The 22,451-nt window shown below is 60.6% G+C and carries 22 protein-coding genes, 1 tRNA gene and 1 riboswitch; of the genes, 10 read left to right on the top strand and 13 right to left on the bottom strand.

Going from position 1 to position 22,451, the window contains the following annotated elements; all coding sequences use genetic code 11:
- Nucleotides 1-47 precede the first annotated feature (47 nt).
- The 12 genes from FHT71_RS11630 to FHT71_RS11575 all read right to left on the bottom strand — a co-directional run bounded on the left by FHT71_RS11630 (nt 48) and on the right by FHT71_RS11575 (nt 12,243).
- Nucleotides 48-671, bottom strand: a complete 624-nt coding sequence (locus tag FHT71_RS11630; RefSeq protein WP_132588632.1) for a thiamine phosphate synthase — start codon at nt 669-671, stop codon at nt 48-50.
- Nucleotides 668-1,441 carry a thiazole synthase gene (locus FHT71_RS11625; RefSeq protein WP_132588631.1) on the bottom strand — a complete coding sequence of 258 codons (774 nt, stop codon included), beginning with the start codon at nt 1,439-1,441 and terminating at the stop codon, nt 668-670. The genes FHT71_RS11630 and FHT71_RS11625 overlap by 4 nt, the downstream gene beginning before the upstream one ends.
- A 2-nt stretch (nt 1,442-1,443) precedes the next feature.
- The gene (gene thiS / locus FHT71_RS11620) at nt 1,444-1,641 is read right to left on the bottom strand and encodes a sulfur carrier protein ThiS (RefSeq protein WP_183719713.1); all 198 of its coding nucleotides are present in this window, start codon (nt 1,639-1,641) and stop codon (nt 1,444-1,446) included.
- Nucleotides 1,638-2,606: a glycine oxidase ThiO gene (thiO, locus tag FHT71_RS11615; protein WP_037083010.1), complete on the bottom strand. Its 969-nt coding sequence runs from the start codon at nt 2,604-2,606 to the stop codon at nt 1,638-1,640. The genes thiS and thiO overlap by 4 nt, the downstream gene beginning before the upstream one ends.
- 1 nt (nt 2,607) lies before the next feature.
- On the bottom strand, nt 2,608-4,434 hold the full coding sequence (thiC, locus tag FHT71_RS11610) for a phosphomethylpyrimidine synthase ThiC (protein WP_183719711.1): 1,827 nt from the start codon (nt 4,432-4,434) through the stop codon (nt 2,608-2,610).
- 92 nt (nt 4,435-4,526) lie between these two features.
- Nucleotides 4,527-4,638: riboswitch (TPP riboswitch) on the bottom strand.
- A 48-nt stretch (nt 4,639-4,686) separates the two neighbouring features.
- Nucleotides 4,687-5,451 (bottom strand): FadR/GntR family transcriptional regulator, encoded by a 765-nt coding sequence (locus FHT71_RS11605; protein WP_183719709.1) that lies wholly within the window; start codon nt 5,449-5,451, stop codon nt 4,687-4,689.
- A gap of 25 nt (nt 5,452-5,476) precedes the next feature.
- Nucleotides 5,477-6,538, bottom strand: a complete 1,062-nt coding sequence (locus tag FHT71_RS11600) for a four-carbon acid sugar kinase family protein (protein WP_007794539.1) — start codon at nt 6,536-6,538, stop codon at nt 5,477-5,479.
- A complete protein-coding gene (locus FHT71_RS11595; RefSeq protein WP_007794536.1) occupies nt 6,535-7,527 on the bottom strand; it encodes an oligopeptide/dipeptide ABC transporter ATP-binding protein in 993 nt (330 codons plus the stop codon). The genes FHT71_RS11600 and FHT71_RS11595 overlap by 4 nt, the downstream gene beginning before the upstream one ends.
- Nucleotides 7,527-8,534 carry an ABC transporter ATP-binding protein gene (locus FHT71_RS11590; protein ID WP_132588628.1) on the bottom strand — a complete coding sequence of 336 codons (1,008 nt, stop codon included), beginning with the start codon at nt 8,532-8,534 and terminating at the stop codon, nt 7,527-7,529. The genes FHT71_RS11595 and FHT71_RS11590 overlap by 1 nt, the downstream gene beginning before the upstream one ends.
- On the bottom strand, nt 8,534-9,493 hold the full coding sequence (locus tag FHT71_RS11585) for an ABC transporter permease (protein WP_132588627.1): 960 nt from the start codon (nt 9,491-9,493) through the stop codon (nt 8,534-8,536). The genes FHT71_RS11590 and FHT71_RS11585 overlap by 1 nt, the downstream gene beginning before the upstream one ends.
- Before the next feature lie 2 nt (nt 9,494-9,495).
- The gene (locus FHT71_RS11580) at nt 9,496-10,452 is read right to left on the bottom strand and encodes an ABC transporter permease (RefSeq protein WP_132588709.1); all 957 of its coding nucleotides are present in this window, start codon (nt 10,450-10,452) and stop codon (nt 9,496-9,498) included.
- A gap of 141 nt (nt 10,453-10,593) precedes the next feature.
- The gene (locus FHT71_RS11575) at nt 10,594-12,243 is read right to left on the bottom strand and encodes an ABC transporter substrate-binding protein (protein ID WP_183719706.1); all 1,650 of its coding nucleotides are present in this window, start codon (nt 12,241-12,243) and stop codon (nt 10,594-10,596) included.
- A 305-nt stretch (nt 12,244-12,548) separates the two neighbouring features.
- On the opposite strand from FHT71_RS11575, the gene FHT71_RS11570 reads away from it, so the two are divergent.
- The 7 genes from FHT71_RS11570 (at nt 12,549) to FHT71_RS11540 (ending at nt 19,583) form a co-directional block, all read left to right on the top strand.
- Nucleotides 12,549-13,454 (top strand): dihydrodipicolinate synthase family protein, encoded by a 906-nt coding sequence (locus tag FHT71_RS11570; RefSeq protein ID WP_183719705.1) that lies wholly within the window; start codon nt 12,549-12,551, stop codon nt 13,452-13,454.
- Nucleotides 13,455-13,465: 11 nt separating this feature from the next.
- Complete coding sequence (locus FHT71_RS11565) at nt 13,466-14,653, top strand: exo-alpha-sialidase (protein ID WP_183719703.1); 1,188 nt, start codon at nt 13,466-13,468, stop codon at nt 14,651-14,653.
- Nucleotides 14,654-15,001: 348 nt separating this feature from the next.
- Complete coding sequence (locus tag FHT71_RS11560) at nt 15,002-16,135, top strand: iron-containing alcohol dehydrogenase (protein ID WP_132588623.1); 1,134 nt, start codon at nt 15,002-15,004, stop codon at nt 16,133-16,135.
- A gap of 32 nt (nt 16,136-16,167) precedes the next feature.
- Nucleotides 16,168-17,157 carry a 4-hydroxythreonine-4-phosphate dehydrogenase PdxA gene (gene pdxA, locus FHT71_RS11555; protein ID WP_183719701.1) on the top strand — a complete coding sequence of 330 codons (990 nt, stop codon included), beginning with the start codon at nt 16,168-16,170 and terminating at the stop codon, nt 17,155-17,157.
- Nucleotides 17,158-17,234: 77 nt separating this feature from the next.
- Nucleotides 17,235-18,200 (top strand): hydroxyacid dehydrogenase, encoded by a 966-nt coding sequence (locus FHT71_RS11550; protein WP_183719699.1) that lies wholly within the window; start codon nt 17,235-17,237, stop codon nt 18,198-18,200.
- 33 nt (nt 18,201-18,233) lie between these two features.
- Nucleotides 18,234-19,283: an Ldh family oxidoreductase gene (locus FHT71_RS11545; protein WP_183719698.1), complete on the top strand. Its 1,050-nt coding sequence runs from the start codon at nt 18,234-18,236 to the stop codon at nt 19,281-19,283.
- A gap of 117 nt (nt 19,284-19,400) precedes the next feature.
- Nucleotides 19,401-19,583, top strand: a complete 183-nt coding sequence (locus FHT71_RS11540; RefSeq protein WP_183719696.1) for a hypothetical protein — start codon at nt 19,401-19,403, stop codon at nt 19,581-19,583.
- A gap of 227 nt (nt 19,584-19,810) precedes the next feature.
- Here the strand turns inward: FHT71_RS11540 and FHT71_RS11535 are convergent.
- A tRNA-Gly gene (locus FHT71_RS11535) sits at nt 19,811-19,885 on the bottom strand.
- A gap of 254 nt (nt 19,886-20,139) precedes the next feature.
- On the opposite strand from FHT71_RS11535, the gene FHT71_RS11530 reads away from it, so the two are divergent.
- The 3 genes from FHT71_RS11530 (at nt 20,140) to FHT71_RS11520 (ending at nt 22,449) form a co-directional block, all read left to right on the top strand.
- Nucleotides 20,140-20,649: a prolyl-tRNA synthetase associated domain-containing protein gene (locus FHT71_RS11530; protein ID WP_132588619.1), complete on the top strand. Its 510-nt coding sequence runs from the start codon at nt 20,140-20,142 to the stop codon at nt 20,647-20,649.
- A gap of 53 nt (nt 20,650-20,702) precedes the next feature.
- A complete protein-coding gene (trxA, locus tag FHT71_RS11525) occupies nt 20,703-21,668 on the top strand; it encodes a thioredoxin (protein ID WP_007794434.1) in 966 nt (321 codons plus the stop codon).
- A 112-nt stretch (nt 21,669-21,780) separates the two neighbouring features.
- On the top strand, nt 21,781-22,449 hold the full coding sequence (locus FHT71_RS11520; protein WP_007794432.1) for an LON peptidase substrate-binding domain-containing protein: 669 nt from the start codon (nt 21,781-21,783) through the stop codon (nt 22,447-22,449).
- Nucleotides 22,450-22,451: the final 2 nt, after the last annotated feature.

The following is a 22,451-nucleotide window of genomic DNA, read 5'->3' as shown; positions in this document are numbered from 1 at the left end:
GGAGGGACAAAAGCACGCGGGGCCGCCATCTCGGCCGCCGCGTGCGGTTATGCGCCGGTAAACACTGTCCGCCGGGACGCCGTGGCGTGAAGCCATTGCCTCGTTCGCGCCTCCGGATCAGCGCTCAGCGTAATGTCAGTAACGACAGCAGCGCTATCTGCTCCATGGGCGAAGACGGTCTCGATGCGATCGGCGTTCAACCCGCCGATGGCAACGAGTGGCAGGTCGCCCACTCGCGCCTTCCATATGCGGAGGCGTTCCGGTCCTTGCGGCGACCATTTCATCTGCTTGAGAATGGTCGGATAGATCGGGCCGAGCGCGATATAATCCGGCTTTGCCGCCATCGCTGTATCGAGTTCAGCATCGTCGTGGGTTGACAGCCCGAGCTTCAAGCCGGCGGCACGAATGGTGCCGAGATCGGCCGCTTCCAGATCCTCCTGACCGAGGTGGACGAAATCGCATCCTTCCTCAACGGCAAGCTGCCAGTAGTCGTTGATGATCAGCTGACAGCCATGCACAGCGCAAATTGTCTTTGCTGTTCGGATTTCGGCGCGCAGCTCGACCGCTGTTTTATTTTTGATCCGTAACTGCACAAGCTTGACGCCGAGCGGCACCAGCCGCGCAATCCACTCGGCACTATCGACGATGAGATAAAAGGGATCGAGCTTCATGCGAATACGGCCTTTCCGATGATCGGTGTCGACGGAACCGCGACATCGCGCGGCTCCAGCATGCCGGCACCGAAGGCCTCGTGGCCCGATTCGATCGCCTTGGCGAATGCACTGGCCATGGCAACCGGGTGGCCGGCGCCGGCAACGGCGGTGTTCAAGAGGACGGCGTCGAAGCCGAGCTCCATGACGGTTGCCGCGTGCGATGGCCGACCGATGCCGGCGTCAATGATGAGCGGAACGTCCGGGAAATGTGCGCGCATGGAGCGCAGCGCCGTGAGGTTCAGCGGCCCCGCGGCACTGCCGATTGGGGCACACCAGGGCATCAATACGCGGCAACCCGCTTCGAGCAGCTTCTCCGCCACCACGAGGTCGTCGGTCGTGTAAGGAAAGATCTGAAAGCCGTCGGCTGAAAGAATGCGTGCGGCCTCCACCAGGCCGAAAACATCGGGCTGAAGCGTATCGTGATTGCCGATCACTTCCAGCTTGATCCAATTGGTGCCGAACAGTTCGCGTGCCATCTTAGCCGTCAGCACGGCCTCGGAGACCCCATGGCAGCCGGCTGTGTTCGGCAGAATCCGAACGCCGAGCGCCCTGATCATCTCGAAGAAGGTACCGCCATTTCGCCCACCGGCTGTCTCGCGGCGCAGGGAGATAGTGACGATCTCCGTTTTCGATCGCTTCACGGCCTCCGCGAGGATCGCCGGTGAGGGATATCGTGCGGTACCGAGAAGCAGGCGAGAGGAGACTTCGGTGTCGTAAAGCTTAAGCATGGTCAGCCCCCCTGCATCGGCGACAGGATTTCGATCCAATCGTTGTCGTTGAGTGCGTGGTCGGCACGATCCTCGCGGTGGACGATTTCGCCGTTGACGGCAGTCGCCATCCAGTCGCCTTCGTATTCCATCAGCGTCAGCAGTTCGGACAGCGTTGGTGCAATGAGGTCGTGATGCTCGCCGTTGACGATCAGTTTCATCGGCTTTTTCCTCCTGGTTCAGTTCTGGAGAAGACAAGGTCCGCAGCGTCCTGGGCCATTGCGGGCGCCAGCAGGAAGCCATGGCGATAGAGGCCGTTGAGCACGACCGCATCATGCTCGAGGACCACGCGGGGAAAATTGTCGGCAAATGCCGGGCGGATGCCGACGCCGGTTTCGACGACGGCAGCGTCCGCGAAGGCGGGATGCACTGCATAGGCGGCGTTCAGCAGCTCCATCATCGAACGCGCCGAGATCGGACCGCCGAACTCCGTCTCGATCATGGTGGCGCCCACCATGAAGAGGCCATCTCCACGCGGAACGACATAAACGGGGAAGCGGGGATGCAGCAGGCGAACGGGTCTGGCGAGGGTAACTTCGCGGGTTTCCAGATAGAGCATTTCGCCGCGAACGCCGCGAAGTCCGCTCGTTTGCCCGATTCGTGCTGCGCCCGTGCAGTCCACGATGTCGTCGTAGTCGGTATGTTCGGTGACTTGCTCGATGAATGCGACACGCCGGGCGAGGAGCTTTTCTCGCAGCAGACCCAACACGCGCCTTGGATCGAGATGTCCTTCCAACGCGAAGAACAGGGCCCGCCTGAAGCGCCCGGCAAAAGCCGGCTCCAACGCGGCGATTTGCTCTTCGCCCAACCATTCATGGCCGCTGGTGCGACCGGCAAACCGATCGAGTTCGCTTTGGTCGCGCGCGGGAGCAACGACCAGCGTTCCGTTTCGGTGTACCTCGCCCGACAGCATCGTGTCCCACCGGTCGATGGCATCGCGGCCGCGCAGCAAGACGGCTTCGTCCCCGCTTTCACGCTCACACCAGGGCGCGAGCATGCCGCCCGCGAGCCAGGAGGCTGCTTGGCTAGAGCTTGGATCCGCAACGGTGACGTCGACACCACGAAGACTGAGTTCGTGCGCGACCGCGAGGCCGGCAACGCCGGCCCCTTTGACTAGGACATGCATCTCAGTCACGCGACCCTTGGGTGGCGTCGATCGGCATATAGAGATCGCCGCCCTCGCGGTATTTCGCCGCCATGGCGTCGAGCCCTTCCTTCTGCGCCTCGGCGCGGATGTCGTGCGAGATCCGCATCGAGCAGAACTTCGGGCCGCACATGGAGCAGAAGTGCGCCACCTTGTGCGCTTCCTTCGGCAGTGTCTCGTCGTGGAAGCTGCGGGCTGTCTCGGGATCCAGCGACAGGTTGAACTGATCCTCCCAGCGGAATTCGAAGCGGGCGCGCGACAGTGCGTCGTCGCGCAATTGAGCTGCCGGGTGTCCCTTGGCGAGATCGGCGGCATGAGCGGCGATCTTGTAGGTGATGACACCGGTTTTGACGTCGTTGCGGTCGGGGAGACCCAGGTGCTCCTTCGGGGTGACGTAGCAGAGCATCGCCGTCCCGAACCAGCCGATCATAGCAGCACCGATGCCGGAGGTGATGTGATCGTAGCCCGGTGCGATGTCGGTGGTCAGCGGCCCCAGCGTATAAAACGGTGCTTCGCCGCAAACGGCGAGCTGCTTATCCATGTTTTCCTTGATCTTGTGCATCGGCACGTGGCCGGGGCCTTCGATCATCACCTGGCAGTCCTTAGCCCAGGCGATCTTCGTCAGTTCGCCGAGGGTTTCCAGTTCGGCGAATTGCGCGGCGTCGTTGGCATCGGCAATTGAACCCGGACGCAGGCCGTCGCCGAGCGAGAACGAGACGTCATAGGCGCGGCAGATGTCGCAGATTTCCTCGAAGTGCTCATAGAGGAAGCTCTCGCGGTGGTGATGAAGACACCACTTGGCCATGATCGAGCCGCCACGCGAGACGATGCCGGTGACGCGGTTGACGGTCAGCGGGATGTAGTGAAGCCGCACCCCGGCATGGATCGTGAAGTAGTCGACGCCCTGCTCCGCCTGTTCGATGAGGGTGTCTCGATAGACTTCCCAGGTCAGGTTCTCGGCAATGCCCTCGACCTTCTCCAGTGCCTGATAGAGGGGAACGGTGCCGATCGGCAGTGGAGAGTTGCGAATGATCCATTCGCGAATGTTGTGGATGTTGCGGCCGGTGGAAAGATCCATGACGGTATCGGCGCCCCAGCGTGCCGCCCAGACCATCTTCTCGACCTCTTCGGCCATGGAAGAGGTGACGGCGGAGTTGCCGATATTGGCGTTGATCTTCACCAGAAAGTTCCGGCCGATGATCATCGGTTCGGATTCGGGGTGATTGATGTTGGCGGGAATGATCGCACGACCGGCAGCCACTTCCTGCCGGACGAATTCCGGGGTGACGTAATCCGGAATCCGAGCGCCGAAGCTCTCGCCATCGCGCGTGATGGCTTCCGCCTGTGCCTTGCGGCCGAGATTTTCGCGGATCGCGATGAACTCCATCTCGGGCGTGATGATGCCGGCGCGGGCATAGGCGAGCTGGGTGACGGCCTTGCCGTCCTTTGCGCGGAGCGGCTGGCGCTTGGCAGGAAATTCCGGCGTCAGCCGTTCGCCACTGGCAAAGCCGTTATCCTCAGGGCGCACCTGGCGGCCCTGATAGGCTTCGACATCGCCGCGAGCGAGGACCCAATTGCGACGCGGTTCCGGAAGCCCTTGCTCGATGCTGATGTCAGCACCTTCGACCGTATAGATGCCTGAGGAATCATAGACCGTGACCGGCGGTTCCCCTGATGTCGGGTGGACGGTGATTTCGCGCATCGGCACGCGGATGTCGGCGTGAATTTCCCCCGGAATGTAGATTTTCCGAGAGGCCGGCAATGGGCCTGTCGTAACGGCCGGGGTGATGTTCTTTGCGGCAATATTCATGGTTGAGGCTCCAAGTTTTAGGTTTGGAGACCCAGTCCTCAGCCGGAATGATGAAAAGACGCCGACACGGATTCCACGCGAGAATCCAATGCCTTCGAGCGCTTGCACCGTCCCTACGCCAGTATGAACTGGATCAGGTTCAACGGGTCACTGCGCACGATAGCAGTATCTCAGCCCCCTGCCGGGACCCCCCTGGTGAATGTGAAAAGGTTAGAGCCAGAGCAGCCGAGCTGTCAAGCCGACTGCCGCAGCCTACATCGAAAGGTCCAGCGCACGGCCTTCGAAGAGGCGGCTCTGCGACCCCTCGAGATGCGCCTTCATCAGCGCCCGCGCATCTTCCGCGCGGCCTTCGACGATAGCGAGGTAAATCTTGTTGTGCTCCTCATAGACTTGCTCAAGGCCTTGACGCGGACCAAGGAGCGATAGGCCGTGAAGGTGCATGCCGACCGCGATATGCGCCTTCAGGGCATCGATCGAGGCCGTGTAGTAGTGATTGTTGGCAGCTTCCGTGACCGCACGATGGAACGTGAAGTCGGCGTCGGTGCGATGAAGCTGGTGGCTGGTTGCCTCACGCAGATCGGCTAGCGCTGCGGCAATCTTCTGAATCGCCGCCTCGTCACGGCGCTTGGCGGCAAAGTAGGCGGCCGCGGGCTCGATCGTCAGGCGAAACTCATAGCAGCGCTGGATGTCGGCGATCGTCTTGACCGGCGAATAGGAAAGCTGCGCCGTTGGTGAGCCGTGGGCGCTGACAAAGGTACCGGCTCCTTGCCTGGCATAGACGATCCCCTGATCGCGCAACCGTGCCAACGCGTCGCGCACGATGGGGCGCGAGACACCAAGCATCGATGCAAGCTCGTGCTCACCAGGCAGGCGTGAATCTGGCGGATAGTTTCCCGAGCGAATACGCTCCTGCAATTGGTCGAAGACCCGATCGACCAGCTTGACGGCCTTGCCGCGCTCCGGCTTAGCCGCAGGCGCCGCTTGCGCATTCGCCGATACACCGTTTGCTTCGTCCACTTTCATTCTCCCCGCCGGCATTGTCTTATGCCGCCTGATTCTGTGCAATCAGTCTTACCAAACTATCAGAACTACCGAAGCCCCCGGACTTAACCGCGCATCGGAAACGCAGGCCATCTGACGTTACGACGTCAAACCAGGGAATACCCGCCTCGATTTCGCCCTGTGGCCTCAGGACTCGAATTCCGAGTGCGTGAAACACTGCCAACGCCGTATCGCCGCCGCCGACCACCAGCATTTCCGGGCGCATCATCTCTATGACCGATTTTACGCCTTTCGCGAAGCGGTCGGCAACTGCTGCAGCTTCGCCGGTGATTTCGCCCGTGCACCGCAAAAGTATTGGTAGGCCAAATCGTTCCTCGTACGTCAACGCTCCCATGGGCGCATCGATGGTTGACGTCAAAGCGCCGGAAACTTGCAACTTGGTCATCTGCTCTGTCGTGATCGGATCGCGGGAGCCGAAAGCGAAGACAGTCCGGCTCGATGCGGCAAAAGGTTTGCTTGCCCTGTTCGGTTGGCCGATCTTGCGGGCAAGTGCAGCTCCGATACCGCGGGCGCCGACGGCAAGGGTCGTCTTCCAGTCGTAAGCGCCAACCACCCGGTCGAGATCGCTGTGCGTTTCAGCATCGCGGACGATCACTTGGCCGTTATTTGCCTCGAAAAGTTCGACAATCGGTAGCGGCTTGTCGACACCACGACCGACGACGTGACCGTTGCGGGTCAAACGCTCTTGATCGGGAATGGCTGGTGCCACCACGATTGCCTCGTGACCGAAGACGGCAGTCAAAGCTTCGCTTTCTGCCGCAACATTCCCCTTAAGCCGGGAGTCGATCTTTTTCAGAACGATTTGAGGTGAGGCGGCAAGAAGGGCCTTCGCCGCAGCGCTGACCTTCCTTGCCGCTTCCTCCTCCGGGAGAGCTCTTGAAGCCGTGTTGACCACCACGACCTCGCAATCGGTCGCAAGCGTTTCCGATATGGCCCCGACGTCGATCGCGACAGCGACGGAAAGTCCGGCGTCGAAGAAGGGGGTTCCCGTGTCGAGCGCGCCGGTCAAATCGTCAGCGATGATCGCGACCTTTAGCATCATGCGGTCTGTCCTGCGTTGACAGCGTGGCAGGCGACAAGATGGCCAGGCTTGGCTTCCTTCCATTCCGGCACAACCTTGCTGCACACGTCCATGGCGATTGGGCACCGCGAATGGAAGCGACAGCCGCTCGGCGGATTGAGCGGGCTCGGCACGTCGCCTTGCAGGATCTGGCGCTTGCGCGTGCGTTCCAGTTCCGGATCGGTTTCGGGAACGGCGGAGAGCAGAGCCTTGGTGTAGGGGTGCAGCGGGTTTTCGAACAGCTCCTCGCGCGTCGCGAGCTCCGCCAGGCGGCCGAGATACATGACGCCGACACGGGTACTGATATGGCGCACGACGGCCAGGTCATGGGCGATGAACAGGTAGGTCAGGCCATACTTCTCTTGCAGATCGAGCAGCAGGTTGATGATCTGCGCTTGGATCGAGACGTCGAGCGCCGAGATTGCCTCGTCGCAGACGATGAACTTCGGCCGGCAGGCGAGCGCGCGGGCAATGACGACACGCTGGCGCTGGCCGCCGGAAAGCTCGTGCGGATAGCGCTGGGCGAAACGCGTGGGCAGGCCGACGTCGGTCAGGAGTGAGGCGACCCTGTCCTTCAGCTCCGCCTTGGTGCAGAGCTTGTGGAAGAGGATCGGTTCACCGATCGCCTCACCGATCGTCATACGCGGGTTGAGCGTGGAATAGGGATCCTGAAAGACAATCTGCAGGTCGCGGCGGAACGGCCGCATCTGTTTCTCATCCAGCGTCGCCAGATCCTGCCCCTTGTAGACGACCTTGCCGCTGGTCGCCTTGTAAAGGTTGAGGATGGTAAAGCCGGTCGTCGACTTGCCGCAGCCGGATTCGCCGACGAGGCTCAGCGTCTCGCCTTCCATGATGTCGAGATTGACGTTGTCGAGCGCATAGACGGTCGCAGCACGCTCGCCGAAGGCGCCGAGCTTGACGTGGAAATGCTTGACGAGGTTTTCGACCTTGAGCAGCGGTTGGGCACCCATCACGCGGCCTCCTGCATTTTCTGGACGACGAAGCAGGCGGCCCGGTGATTGCCGGCGCCCGCCAGCGGCTCGAGCTTCGGTACGCGCTCGTGGCAAATCGCTTCCGCCAGCGGACAGCGCGGCGCAAACGGACAGCCCTTCGGGCGACGACCCGGCTCCGGCGGCGTGCCGCCGATCGAGGAGAGCCGGCTTGCCGGCGCATCCGACAGCTTCGGAATCGAGGCTAGCAGACCACGCGTGTAGGGGTGGCTCGGTCGGGCGTAGAGTTCATCGACCGGCGCGTCTTCCACCACTGTTCCGGCATAAAGCACGGCAACGCGATCGACGAGGCCGGCAATCAAAGCCAGATCGTGGGTGATCCAGACGACCGACATGCCGAGTTTGGCGCGCAGGTCCTTCACCAGATCGACGATCTGCGCCTGGATGGTGACGTCGAGCGCGGTCGTCGGTTCGTCGGCAATCAGCAGTTTCGGATTGCAGGCAAGGCCGATGGCGATCATCACGCGCTGGCGCATGCCGCCGGAGAGTTCGTGCGGATAGGCCTGCAGCCGCTCTTCGGGGCCGGGAATGCCGACGAGGCGCAGCAGTTCGACGGCGCGGACGCGAGCCTCTGCCTTCCTCATTCCGCGGTGATAGATCAACGGCTCGCAGATCTGGTCGCCGATGCGCATGACCGGGTTGAGCGAGGTCATCGGATCCTGGAAGACGAAGCCGATATCGCCGCCGCGCACCTTGCGCAGTTCCTTGTTTGACATCTTCTGCAAGTCATTGCCGTCGAAGCTCGCAGAACCCTTGGTCACCTTGATCTTGTTCGGCAGCAGCCGCATCAGGCTCAGCATGGTCAGGCTCTTGCCGCAGCCGGATTCGCCGACGACGCCGAGGGTTTCGCCTCTGTTGACGTGAAGGTCGATGCCATCGACCACGACCGCCGGGCCATTTCTTCCATCGATCTCGACCGTCAGGCCGCGGACATCCAGCAGTTTTTCATTGGATCGGGTGGTGCTCATCACTTAGCTCCCCGCGGATTGAGTGCGTCGTTGAGGCCATCGCCGAGGAAGCTGAAGGCGACAGAGGCAAGGCCGAGAACGGCTGCCGGTGCGGCCAGAAGATGCGGATAATGCTGCCAGACACGCAAGCCGTCGGAGATCATGTTGCCCCAGCTTGGGGTCGGTGGATTGACGCCTACGCCGAGGAAGCTGAAGGCGCTTTCCAGGACCATAGCGGTGCCGAGACCGGCGCTGACGGAAACGATCAACGGACCGAGCGCATTCGGAACGACATAGCGCTTCATGATGATCCAGTTCGAAAGGCCGAGCGCCTGGGCTGCGGTGATATAAGGCCGGCTGCGGATCGACAGTACCTGGGCGCGAACGAGGCGCGCATAGGGCGGCCAGGAGATCAGCGCCATCGAGCCGAAGACCAGCATGAAATCGACCCAGATGGTCTGGCGATAGAAGGGATTGAGCGTCACCAGATACTGCGCCTCCATCCACTTTGTGATCGGCGATTTCAATGATGCATTGATGACGACGACGAGGAGCAGGTTCGGCACGGACATGGTCATGTCGGTGAGCCACATGATGACGCGGTCGAACGGATTGCCGAAGAAGCCAGCGATGGCGCCGAGGATCGTGCCGACGAGAACCGCGATGACGGTGACGATGACCGCGACCAGGAAGGCCGTACGGGTGCCGAAGACGACGCGGCTGAACACATCGCGGCCGAGATCGTCGGTGCCGAAGAGATGCTGCAGCGACGGAACGGCATTTCGGGACTGGAGATCCTGGCTCAGATAGTCGTAGGGCGTGAGGTAGGGGCCGAAGATCGCGGTAAAGGCGAGGATCGCGACGACGGCCAGGCCGAAGACGGCGAGCTTATTGCGCTTCAGGCGATACCAGGCGTCACGCCAGAGGCTGACAGGTGCTTCTTCCTGGGTTGCGGCGGGAGAGAGAGGGACGGCGGACATGGTCAGCGGCTCCTTCTTGCATCGTTGGCACGCGGATCAAGCAGCGGATAGAGAACGTCGACGAGAAGGTTCGATATCATCACCAGGAAAGATCCGATGAGCGTGATCGCCAGAATGACGGGGTAGTCCGAATTGGTCAGCGCCTGCACGGTCAGGCGACCGAGGCCGGGCAGACCGAAGACGAGCTCTACGAAGATTGCGCCGTTGACGATCGTGATCATGATCAGGCCGAGTTGTGTCACGACGGGCGTCAGCACCGGACGCAGGATATGGCGCAGCGCCACGACGATTTCGGGCACGCCCTTAGCGCGGGCGGTGCGGACGAAATCCTCAGACAGCACCTCGATGACGGCGGCGCGCGTCTGGCGCACGATCAGCGCGATCGGCTGGAAGGAAAGCACGACGAGCGGCAGCAGGATGCGCATGTCGAAGATGCCGCCCCATCCATAGGGCACGCTGGCGCCCGGCAGGAGAACGATGAGACCGACCATGAGCAGCGGACCGGCAACGTAGGCCGGGATCGCCCACAAGAACAGAGCCGAGCCGAGGATTGCATAGTCGAGCCGGCTGTTCTGGTTCATCGCAGCGATCATGCCAAGCGGAATGGCAATGATCGTCGTCAGGATGATGGAACAGAGTGCCAGCTTGAAGGAGACAGGGGCCGCAGCCGAAACCATGGCCCAGACTGAGCGGCCCGAGGTTAATGAATTGCCGAACTGGCCATGCAACAGGTTCCAGACGTAGAGGCCGAACTGCTCGATGAAGGGCCTGTTCAGACCAGCACTTTCGCGGATGGCTTCGATGCGCTGCGGATTATAGGCGACATCGCCGGGCGCGCGCAGAAAGATCAACTTAATCGGATCGCCGGCGCCGTAGAAGGCCAGCGCGTAGACGGCCAGCATCACGATCAGAACGGACGGAATCCAGATGGCAAACCGGGTCAGCACGTAGCGTAACAAGGTTACCTCCCACCGGTTGGCAGACACGTTCCGCATCAACGCGGACATGCGATGTCTTCTTGAAACTTGCGCGAAGGCCTTGCGGTCTTCGCGCGGTTGCTAGTATGCCCGAGGGCTATCTATTTCAGAATTCGTGCCGGCTTAGCCGATCGAAATATCCCAGGGCGCCACGACCTGCCAGTCGAGGTTCTTGTCCATGCCCTTGACCTCCTTGGTGGCCCAGCGCGACATCGCCTGAGAGTACCACGGAATGAAGGCCCAATCCTCGCGGAATGCCTTCTGGGCATCCTGTGCGAGCTTGATGCGCTGCGGATCGTCAACGGCCTTCGTCGCAGCTTCGGCGAGCGCCGCATCAACCTTGTCGTTCTTGTATCCGCCAAGCTTGTTTTGTGCGTTCGACGAGGTCGAGGCGATGCAGCCGGCAAGGTAGGAAACGGCATCGGGAACGCGGGTGCCGACGTCATCACGGAAGATCTGGACCGCATTCTGGTCCGGACCGGCATAGGAGTCCTGCTGCGGCTTCATGTCGACGGCCGTTATGCCGAGGTTCTGGCGCCACTGCTCGGCAATGAACTGAGCTGCTGCCTGGATTGCCGGTGCGGAAATGCCGACGAAGAGAATCTTCGGCAGGCGCTCGGGACCACCGTAGGTCGATTCCGCAAGCAGCTTCTTGGCGGCTGCGGGATCGTAAGGATAGGGCTCGAAGCCGGAATTGTCGGCGCCGGGCACGGAATTCAGGATCTGATCGGCCTTCTTGTGTGGGCCATCCGGATAGGAAGCCTTGAAGAGACCGTCGCGATCGATCGCCATGATCAGAGCCTGACGAACCTTCGGATCATCCATCGGCGCGCGACTGATGTTGAACCAGAAGTGCTGGCTGGTTGGGATCAGCGGACCGGCGGAAAACTCAGGGCCGAGGTCCTGGATGATCGTCGAGGTTACCAATTCGGTGTGGGCATTGAATTCGCCCGACTTGATCAGCGACGTCGCGGTGACGTTGTCTTCGATCGAGGTGATTTCAATGCGCGAGAGTTTCGGCTTTGGGCCAAAGAAATTCTCGTTCGGCTCGAACACCAGCTTGCCGGCGTCGATGTCGATGCTGGTGAGCTTGAACGGGCCGGAATAAACGGCGCTATTGTCGGGCTTATACCAGTCGGCCACTTCCTCGCCGTCGCTGCCGCGCGACTGAGCGGCCTTGGCGATCGGAACAATGTGGTTGGCCAGGCGCATGAAAAAGATCGGGTCGGCTTCCGTCAGGGTGACGATAACCGTGCCTTCATCAGGGGTGGCGACGCCCGTCAATTCGTTGCCGGAACCGGCGCCGATTTCCTTATAGCCCTGAACCTTGCTCAGCACCTGGTCTGCACGCTGACTCTTGGTATTGGGCATGGAGGCGACTTCCCAGGATCCCTTGACGTCGGCCGAGGTGATCTTGCTGCCGTCGGAGAAGACAGCCTTGGGGTCGATCCTGAAGGTCCAGACCTTGTTATCGGGGGATTCCCAGCTGGTGAAGACGTAAGGCTTGATCTTGCCTTCGCTGTCGAAATACATCGGCGAGGCCCACCAGATCGAGTTCCAGCGGAACGGAACGCCGCCGCCGCGCAGTGGCGACCAATCCTGGTTGAAGGCCGGATTAGCAACCTTTAGAACCTGGCCATCATCGGCAAGTACGATGCGTGCATTCATGCCGAAGACTGTGAGGCCGACGCCGGCGGCGAGGCCAAGCTTCAGCGCTTCGCGACGCGACATCTGCGCTTTCTGCGCAATATTCTCTTCATTCCGATCAGTCATCGTGTCCTCCCATGAAAAAATCAGTGACGGCACCACTTTCACTCTGCTTCCCGAAAGTGCGTCACGACATGGCGCAGACACTTGCGCGATAATGTAAATATGTCAACTAAAATTAATCATGATCGCCCGCTTTCAAAATATCTAAATATTTTCATGAATGTTTTCAGTATATTAAAAATTCACCGGCGAAGCTTTCGGTATTGTCATATTGACAACAAAGCTTCGAGGGATGAAGAAAGTGCCATCTTGCGGGTCGGGTTTCCCGCCGCCGCCCTATTTCGTGGCGTTCATCCGAGGAGGACGATATGAGCAATCACAAGATTACAGGCGTGTTCAGCGCGGCCGCGACGCCGCTCACTGCGGATGGCAGCCCGGACCTTGGTCTCTTCACCGAGCACTGCCAGCGATTGCTGCAGGAGGGGTGCCACGGCGTCGCCCTGCTTGGCACGACGGGTGAGGCAAATTCCTTCTCATCCAGCGAGCGCCGGGGAATTCTGGAGGCGGCGCTCAAGGCGGGTATGCCGGCCGACATGTTACTCCCAGGGACAGGTGTCGTCGCCATTCCGGAAACCGTCGAACTGACCAAGCACGCCCTTTCACTCGGTGTGACGAAGGTCGTGATGCTGCCACCCTTCTACTATAAGGGCGTATCCGACGATGGACTGTTTGCTGCCTACTCGCAGGTTCTGGAAAAGATCGCCGACGCCAGGCTGCAGGTCATTCTCTATCATATCCCGCAGGTCTCGGGTGTTCCGCTTTCTATTCCGTTGATCGGTAGGTTGATAGAAGCCTTCCCCGACACGGTGGTCGGAATTAAGGAATCTGCCGGCGATTTCAACAACATGCAGGCAATCATCGCGGCCTATCCGGGCTTCTCCGTCCTGGCCGGCGCCGATCCGCTGCTGTTACCGCTATTGAAGGCTGGAGGTGCGGGCTGCATCACGGCAACCTCCAATCTCGTCGCGGATTCGCTGCGCACCGTCTACGACAAGGTGCATGACGAGGCGCAAGCAGGCGAGGTCGAAGTAGCCCAAGCCCGCATCAATGCCTACAGAACACTCTCCAACTCCTATGTGCAGATCCCGACGATCAAGGCCATGGTGAGCCTCAAGACCGGCAATGCTGCGTGGCGGCGCACGCGCGCGCCACTTATGCCGATCAGCGACGCCGATTGTGCCGCGCTTTCCGAAGCCTACGCCAAGCTGCCGTAAGGAGCGCGATCATGAGCTTTACAGGTTTGCCACCCGAGGCCGTGCCGGCACTGATGACCGGAGAGATCGTTGCGAATTCGAGCGAGAAGGGACGCGCCGATGCATATCTTCCCTCTCCCTGCATTCAGAACCACGCCGCCAATCTCGCCTTTTTACCTGATGGGACGCTGACCTGCGTCTGGTTCGGCGGCACGATGGAGGGCATGGGCGACATCTCGATTTACATGTCGCGCCTCGCACCGGGAGCAACGCACTGGTCGCAACCGGAAAAGATGTCGGACGATTCGGCGAAATCCGAGCAAAACCCGTTGATTTTCAATGCACCAGACGGATGCGTCTGGCTGCTTTATACCTCGCAGACATCGGGCAACCAGGATGGCTCTGTTGTCAAATGTCGGATCTCTGAGGATGGCGGCAAAACCTTCGGAGTGGTGCGTGTTCTCTGCGACATCCCGGGCACCTTCGTCCGCCAACCGGTCATCGTCAACAAAACCGGCTCCTGGCTTCTGCCGGTCTTTCGCTGCATCGGATTGCCGGGCGAACGCTGGACGGGCGACGTGGATACGGCAGGCGTGCTGATCTCGCGCGACCAGGGCAAGAGCTGGGCCATGGCCGAGGTCCCGGATAGCATTGGGGCGGTCCATATGAACATCGTGCCGATAGACGATGACAACCTTGTGGCCTTCTATCGCAATCGCTTCGCCGAATCGGTTTTGTATAGCCGCTCGAGTGACGGTGGTGAGCATTGGAGCGCGCCTCGGCCGATCGGTCTGCCGAACAACAACTCGTCGATTCAGGCGACAAGGCTAGAAAACGGCATGATCGCAATGGTTTACAACCATTCCAATGCCTTGACGTCGGATGCCCGGCGTCAATCGCTGTACGACGAGATCGAAGGCGATGAGGAGACCAAGGTCGCGCCAGCACCGACGGTCGAGCGCCGCAAGGCTGTCTGGGGCGTGCCTCGTGCACCACTCAGCCTCGCTTTCTCCCGCGACGGCGGCGCCAGCTTCCCCCGCCGCATCGACCTCGACACCGGAGATGGATATTGCCTCAGCAATAACTCGAAGGACTACGTCAACCGCGAGTTTTCCTACCCTTCGATCGTCGAGGGGGCCGATGGCGCCGTGCACGTCGCCTATACCTATTACCGCCGAGCCATAAAATATGTCCGACTTTCGGCTGACGCGATTGCGTGACGCCTTCACAGGTTGTCAGTTGTGAGCATTCATCGATCCGACGCGGCTTCGCAGAAGAGGCAACCGCGTCGGATCGCGCTTCTGTTTTGACAACTTCATATCACTTGCCTAGCGATTCAGTGCCTGTCCGGACTCAACACCGCTAGATGGGGGTGTTTGCCATTTTATCATTTGTATCAGTGTAATAACCGGAATTTCGATTTTGCTTTGCGCACGCAACGACAAGGCGAATCGCAATTTCTTCCGGCTCCCGTGATCTCCTCGCTTGCCAAATGCGATGGCATTGTATAACAAATTTACATCTTTGTGACGCGGGGCGTCGCGGCATTTGCAGGGAGGAGTGATCCAGTGGTCAGCTTGGATTCGCCGATAACAATCGTCCGGCCGCATTTGATCGAGTTCGGCGTCGGCACGGCGGAGCGGCTCGGCAAGTGGGCAAGCGAGAAAGGCTATATCAGGGTTCTCGTCATTTCTGACGCCTTCAATGCGACGCGTGTCGATGCGCTGGCGCTCAAGGGTGAAGTCACGGTGTTTGCTGATGTGACACCCGAGCCGGATATCACCAATCTCGACAAAGTGCTGGCGGTGGCGAATGCGGCAGATGCTCAGCTCGTCGTCGGTTTCGGCGGCGGCAGCGCCATGGATCTTGCCAAGCTTGCCGCCGTGCTCGCCAGCTCGCCGCAGACGCTGCATGAGGTTGTCGGGCCGAACAAGGTCAGAGGGCCGCGACGCGTTGCGCTGGCGCAGGTGCCGACGACGTCGGGCACCGGCAGCGAGGCGGGCATCCGAGCCCTCGTCACCGATCCGAAGACGATGGCCAAGCTTGCTGTCGAGAGCATGCATATGTTGGCCGATATCGCTGTCGTCGACCCGGCGTTGACTTTCAGCGTGCCCGCACGCACGACCGCGGCGACGGGTGTCGATGCCATGGCGCATTGTGTTGAAGCCTTCACCAATCGCAAGGCGCATCCGATGATCGACCTCTACGCGATCGAGGGTACACGGTTGGTCGGAAAATATTTGGCCCGCGCCGTCAAGGACGGATCCGACGCAGAGGCGCGTGCAGGCCTGTCGCTAGCCTCGCTCTATGGCGGCTTCTGTCTTGGCCCGGTCAATACGGCCGGCGGTCACGCGCTCGCCTACCCGCTCGGTACGCGCTGGCATGTGGCGCATGGTGCGGCAAACGCCCTGATCTTTCCGCATGTTCTAGCGTTCAACACCCCGGCAGTTTCCGAGAAAACGCGTGCCATTATGGAGGCGCTTGGCCAAAAGACCTCCGACAGTGTCGAGTCCGTCTTTGACGCCGCTTTTTCCTTCTGCGCCGAACTCGGGATTGAAATGAAGCTCTCAGGCCTCGGCGTACCGGCAAGCGATCTGGACGCGATGGCCGACGATGCCTTTGCCATCCGTCGCCTGCTCGACAACAATCCGCGTGATCTTTCGCGCGCAGATATCCGCTCGATCTACGAAGCCGCCTTTTGAGGCTGGCTTCCATTCAAAGAGGACCGTGAGTGATGGACAGGAATGCGAAAGTCGCCGTAACGATCGGCGATCCGGCCGGCATCGGCCCCGAGGTGATCGTCAAGGCGCTTGCCACGATGCCGGAGCAAGAGCGGCGGGATTTCGTCATCGTCGGCAACACGCAAGCACTCGAGCGTGCCAACCGTAGCGCAGCGGCAGGTCTTTCCTTTGCGCCGGCAGATGCATCGGGTGCGGGCAAGATTGCCGTCGAGGAGGTGGAGCTTGGCGCGCCGCTGCCTGAGATCGGCAAGGTCAGCCCGGTCGCGGGCGATGCTTCCGTGCGATACATCAGCCGCGCCGTCGATCTTGCGATGTCTGGCAATGCTGATGTCATCGTCACCGCGCCGATCAACAAGGAAGCGATGAACCTTGCCGGTCATCACTATGACGGTCACACCGGCCTTCTGGCGCACCTTACCGGTTCGAAAAGCTCGTTCATGCTGCTCGCTTCGGAGCGGCTGAACACCATCCACGTCTCTACACACATTTCGCTCAAGGGGGCGATCGAGCGCGCCAAGACCGAGCGCGTGCTGGCAACGATCGAGGCGGGTCACAATCATTTCATGCGTCTTGGCAAGAAGGCGCGTATCGCGGTTGCCGGTCTCAACCCGCACTGCGGCGAGAACGGTCTGTTCGGCACCGAGGATATCGAATTCCTGGCGCCCGCCGTCGAGCTGGCGCAGGCAAAGGGCATCGATGTCGTGGGGCCAATCTCGGCCGACACCGTGTTTGCCCGAGCCTACAATGGGGCCTTCGATCTGGTGATCGCGCAGTATCACGACCAGGGCCACATCCCGATCAAGCTCATCGCCTTCGATACGGCCGTCAACGTCTCGCTCGGCTTGCCGATCGACCGTGTGTCTGTCGACCACGGCACGGCTTTCGACATCGCCGGCACGGGCAAGGCCAACCATGTGAACATGCTCTCGGCCATTGCCTATGCGCGGCTGATGGCGCGCTCCCCACGCCGACAGCCGGCGTAACGCCCGGAAAGCGCTCTGGATCGTCGACGGCGCAGTGTTGCGCCGCCTGCCGCTTTGCTCTTTGGAGGAGATGAGCGATGGAAAAGACTGTTGTCGTTCTCGGCGGCGAACTGGCGCCGGAAGGTCGTGCGCTTCTGGAAGATGCCGGGGCAAATGTCATTGCCACGCCGCCCTATATCGACCGGCAAGCCGTCATCGCAATAATGAGGGCCCACAAGCCGGATGCAGTCATCGTGCGCCTGCTCGCCGATCTTCTCGGGCCGGAGGAAATGCAGGTGGGCGGCAGGCTCCGGCATATCGCCAAGCACGGTGTCGGAACAAACGACATCGACGTGGACGCGGCCACAGCGCTCGGCATTCCGGTTTCTATGACGACAGGCAGCAATGGGCACTCGGTCGCCGAGCACGCGCTCGCGCTGATCATGGCGCTGGTCAAGGATCTGCCGCGTCAGGACGCGCTGATCCGCGACGGCATCTGGGACAAGAACCAGTACAAAGGGCGCGAGTTGCGCGGCCGGCGGCTCGGTCTTGTCGGTTTCGGTTTTATCGGCCAGACGGTTGCCAGGATAGCTGGCGCCATCGGCATGATCGTCTCGGCCTTCGATCCGCATACGCTGGACGGCGCCCTTCAAGATGGCGTCAGCCGCGAAACCGATCTGGATACGCTTCTTGCAAACTCCGACATCGTCAGCCTGCACTGCCCGTTGACGTCGGAGACGCAGAACCTGATCAACGCCCGCCGCATCGGGCTGATGAAGCAGGGCGCGTTCCTGATCAACACGGCGCGTGGCGAAGTCGTCGACGAGAAGGCGTTGATCGCGGCTCTTGAACATGGGCATCTCGCCGGTGCCGGGTTGGACAGTTTCGCCCTCGAACCGCCCGGCATCGACAATCCGCTATTTCAGCTGTCGAACACGCTGGTGACCCCGCATGTTGCAGGCGTCACGCTCGATGCGAAATGCGCCGTTTCGATCATGTCGGCCGAGAACGTGCTTGCGGCGCTCGATGGCAGGACGCTTGACCCCCGCTTTCTGGCGCGCTGACCGGTTTGGTGGCGAGACATCATGGAGATGAACATGGGCGAGGCACCCGATACCCGCTACGCACCGGATACGTTGCGCCAATTCGCGCAGGCGCTGTTTGCCACTGCCGGGCTCGAGGAGGAAAAGGCGGCCGCCGTTGCCCACTATCTCGTCGAAGCCGATCTGATGGGGCACACGACGCATGGCCTGGCATTGGCCGGCTGGTACCTGCAAAGCATTGCCGATGGCGTGATGAAGCGTGAGGGCGCGCCGGGTATCCTGTCCGATCGCGGCCCAGCCGTCGCCTGGTGTGGGCGACGCCTTCCCGGTGCATGGCTGACATCCGAGGCGGTCAAGCTCGCCTGCGAGCGCGCCGTCACCTATGGCACAGCGACGATCGCAATTGCCGACAGCCATCATATCGGTTGCCTTGCCGCCTATCTCACCATTGCAACCGATCGCGGCTATATGGTCAGCATTGCAAGCTCCAGCCCATCCGGTGCACAGGTCGCGCCCTTCGGGGGAAGAAAAGGCGTCTATACGCCCAACCCGGTCGCCCATGGCATTCCGACGCCCGGCGATCCGATCCTGATCGACATCAGCGCGTCGATCACGACGGTCAACATGGCGCAGCGGTTGGTCCGCGAAGGCCGACAGTATGAGCACGAGTGGCTGATGGATGAAAACGGCGAGGCGAGTCGCGATCCGCGGGTGATCGAACGCGGCGGCACGCTACTGCCGGTCGGAGGGCTTGATCATGGCCAGAAGGGCTATGGCATGGCACTTCATGTCGAAGCCTTCACGCAGGGTCTTGCTGGACTTGGCCGTGTGGATGACCTCAAGGGTACGAACGCGGCCGTCACGGTTCAGGTTTTCGATCCGGACGCCTTTGGTGGCCGAGATGCCTTTCTGCGGCAGACCGGCTGGCTCGCCGATGCCTGCCACAGCAATCCGCCGCGGCCCGGAGTTACGCGAGTTCGGCTGCCGGGAGAGAACGGCCTGGCGCTAAAGCGTGGCGCCCTTGTAGATGGAGTGGTGCTGCACCCTAACATCATGGCGTCTCTGGCGCCCCATGCCGAGCGACTCGGGGTTGCCATGCCCTAGCTCCGGGATGGTTCCTCCTATCCTGAACAAAAGCACGTGGAGAGCTCGATCGAACCGTTTCGATGGGCGCCGCCAGGCGGTAAGTGTTTACACAATGTAAACACTTAGAGGGATGAGGTGAGAAGCTTTGCAGTAAGCCTGACCGCAGCTCATTTGGAGCAAATGCTGACGCCCTACATCGCCGAGCGGCAAGTGGAAGCTGAACGCGACAATGCGGAGCGTGGGGATGGGCGCGGCAATGCTCCCACCAAGGAAGCCGTGGAGAACGCCTGGACGTCGTCTCGCAATTATTCCCGCTAACCATATTCCGAGAACCGACACTTGGCGCCGCCGATCGTCGGTTTTTTGTTTGTCCGGCGATCTCATCGAGCCGCAGTGAGCCGTTTGCTTCATGCACCATGATTTAGGATGCATCGACCTGGAGCAGAGAACCTTGCAAACCATCGACAACCCGTTCGGCACGAGGTTGTTACCCATGTCTTAGGTACGCTCTGTTACCTATGTCTTCGGTATGGACAAAGAAAAACTGGAGCGGGCGAAGGGATTTGAACCCTCGACCCCAACCTTGGCAAGGTTGTGCTCTACCCCTGAGCTACACCCGCTCAATCCGCATCGGTCCGGGGTAGTTGTGAGGACCGTGGGCGCCACCTTGCGGCGACGGGCGCTATATCGCCCAAACGATTTTCAAATGCAACAGGGAAATGACGGAAATTCGAAGAAAAATTCTCGAACCTCGTTTGAAGTCATCGGAAGCGCCGCAAATGCAGGGTAAAGCGTCAACTCCGGGCGTTGCAAAAGACGGTGGCGGGACGTAATCAGGCACCCTATCGCTCCTCCCGACCGCATGGATTTTACGATGACCGACGCGACGCCGAAGACCAGAGATGACCTTTTTGCCTTTCTCGATGGTCTGGATATCAAGCACAGCACCAAAAGCCATGCACCTGTTTTCACGGTTGCCGAATCGGTCGCGCTGCGTGACGAGATTCCTGGCGGCCATACGAAAAATCTCTTCGTCAAAGACAAGAAGGATCAGTTCTTCCTGCTGACGGTGGAGGAGAACGCGGCGGTGGATCTGAAAACGGTGCACACGCTGATCGGCGCCGCCAGCAAGGTCTCGTTCGGAAAGCCGGAAAAGCTGATGGAGTATCTCGGTGTCGTCCCCGGGGCTGTCACGGCTTTTGGGGCCATCAATGATACGGGTGGAAACGTAACGTTCGTTCTTGATGCCGATCTGATGGAAGACGCGATCATCAATTGCCATCCGCTGTCCAATGATGCCACGACATCGATCGCAAGCAGCGATCTTATTCGCTTTATAGAAGCGACGGGGCATAAGCCGCTTGTCTTGAAAGTGACGTCCTGACATACGATTTTAGCGCTAGAAAAGCCGGCTGACCGGCACGGCGGGAGATATCCATGAGCGGCAACGACAATCCTTACAGCAATTCCATTGGCCAGATGACGGCAACTGCAAATTATGGAGCGGCCCCAGCCCCCGGTGCGGGCGGTTACATCAAGGATACGACGACCGCGAATTTTACAAAGGATGTCATCGAGGAATCGCGCAACCAGCCGGTTCTCGTCGATTTCTGGGCACCCTGGTGTGGGCCCTGCAAGCAACTGACCCCAGTGCTCGAAAAGGTCGTCAATGAAGCGCAAGGGCGCGTCAAGCTGGTCAAGATGAACATCGACGACCACCCCTCGATCGCCGGGCAGCTCGGCATCCAGTCGATTCCGGCCGTGATCGCCTTCGTCGGCGGTCGCCCTGCCGATGGCTTCATGGGCGCTGTGCCGGAGAGCCAGATCAATCAGTTCATCGATCGTATCGCCGGTCCGGCCGGCGCCGACCAGGCGGCCGAAATCGAAGGTGTCCTCAAGGAGGCTGACGAGCTGTTGGCATCCGGCGACATCAACGGCGCCGCCCAGCTTTACGGCGCCGTCATGCAGGCCGATCCCGAGAATGCCAAGGCGTTGGCGGGAATGGCGGAATGCATGATTGCCGCAAACCAGCATGAGCGTGCGCGTGAGGCGCTGACAGAATTGCCGGAGGAAATGGCGAAGGACCCGGCAATCCAGGCCGTGTCGAAGAAGCTCGATCAGATTGAGGAAGCGCGCAAGCTCGGTGATCCCGTTGCTTTGGAGCAGGATTTGGCGCGAAATCCGGACGATCACGAAGCCCGGCTGAAACTTGCCAAGATCCGCAACGTCGAGGGTCGGCGCGAAGAATCGGCAGAGCATCTGCTTTACATCATGCGCAAGGACCGGGCTTTCGACGACGATGGCGCACGCCGTCAGCTCTTGCAGTTCTTTGATGTCTGGGGCTTCAAGGATCCTGTTACGGTCTCGGCGCGGCGCAAGCTCTCCGCCATGCTGTTTTCATAATTCGGACTTCAAGTTTCGACCCGCCGCCCTTGTGTTTTTGGAGGCGGGCCCCACATTTCCGTTTGTGCGGGCGCATCGTGTCGCGCCCGCTGGCAATGCAGGACCAGTCTCTATGCAAGTGGGGAATGCACGATATTTGAAGCCCGGTGATCTGCCTGATACGATCGCGGTCTTTCCGCTTGGCGGCGCTCTGCTGCTGCCGACAGGGCAGTTGCCCCTCAATATTTTCGAGCCGCGCTATCTTGCCATGTTCGATGCCGCTTTGTCAGGCAATCGACTGATCGGGATGGTCCAGCCCGCACTGGGCGACCAGGAAGGGCCGGGGGAGGCTCATCTGGCCCCGGTTGGCTGCCTTGGGCGCATTACCTCGTTCGCCGAAACGGGTGATGGTCGCTACATCGTTTCCCTCACCGGCATCTGCCGTTTCCGCCTGCTTGAGGAAAAGGAAACGCATCATCCTTTCCGAACCTTCCGCATCGCGCCCTTCATCGCCGATCTTTCCGCACGCGACGAGGAGGATGCGGTTGATCGGGCCGCGCTTCTAGCCGCCTTCAAGGCTTATCTTGACGCAAACAAGCTCGAGGCGGATTGGGAAAGCGTCGAGCGCGCCAGTAACCTGACGCTCGTCAATTCGCTGGCGATGATGTCGCCGTTCGGACCGGCTGAGAAACAGGCACTCCTGGAGGCTCCCGATCTGAAAACGCGGGCGGAAACGCTGATCGCGATCACAGAGATCGTGCTGGCGCGTGTCTTCGGTGACTCGGACACGGTTCTGCAGTAGAA

This window comes from Rhizobium sp. BK060 (assembly GCF_014193145.1).
Taxonomy (GTDB): Bacteria; Pseudomonadota; Alphaproteobacteria; order Rhizobiales; family Rhizobiaceae; genus Rhizobium.
Note: the sequence above shows the minus strand (reverse complement) of the source record. Positions and strands in the feature narration are given on the sequence as shown.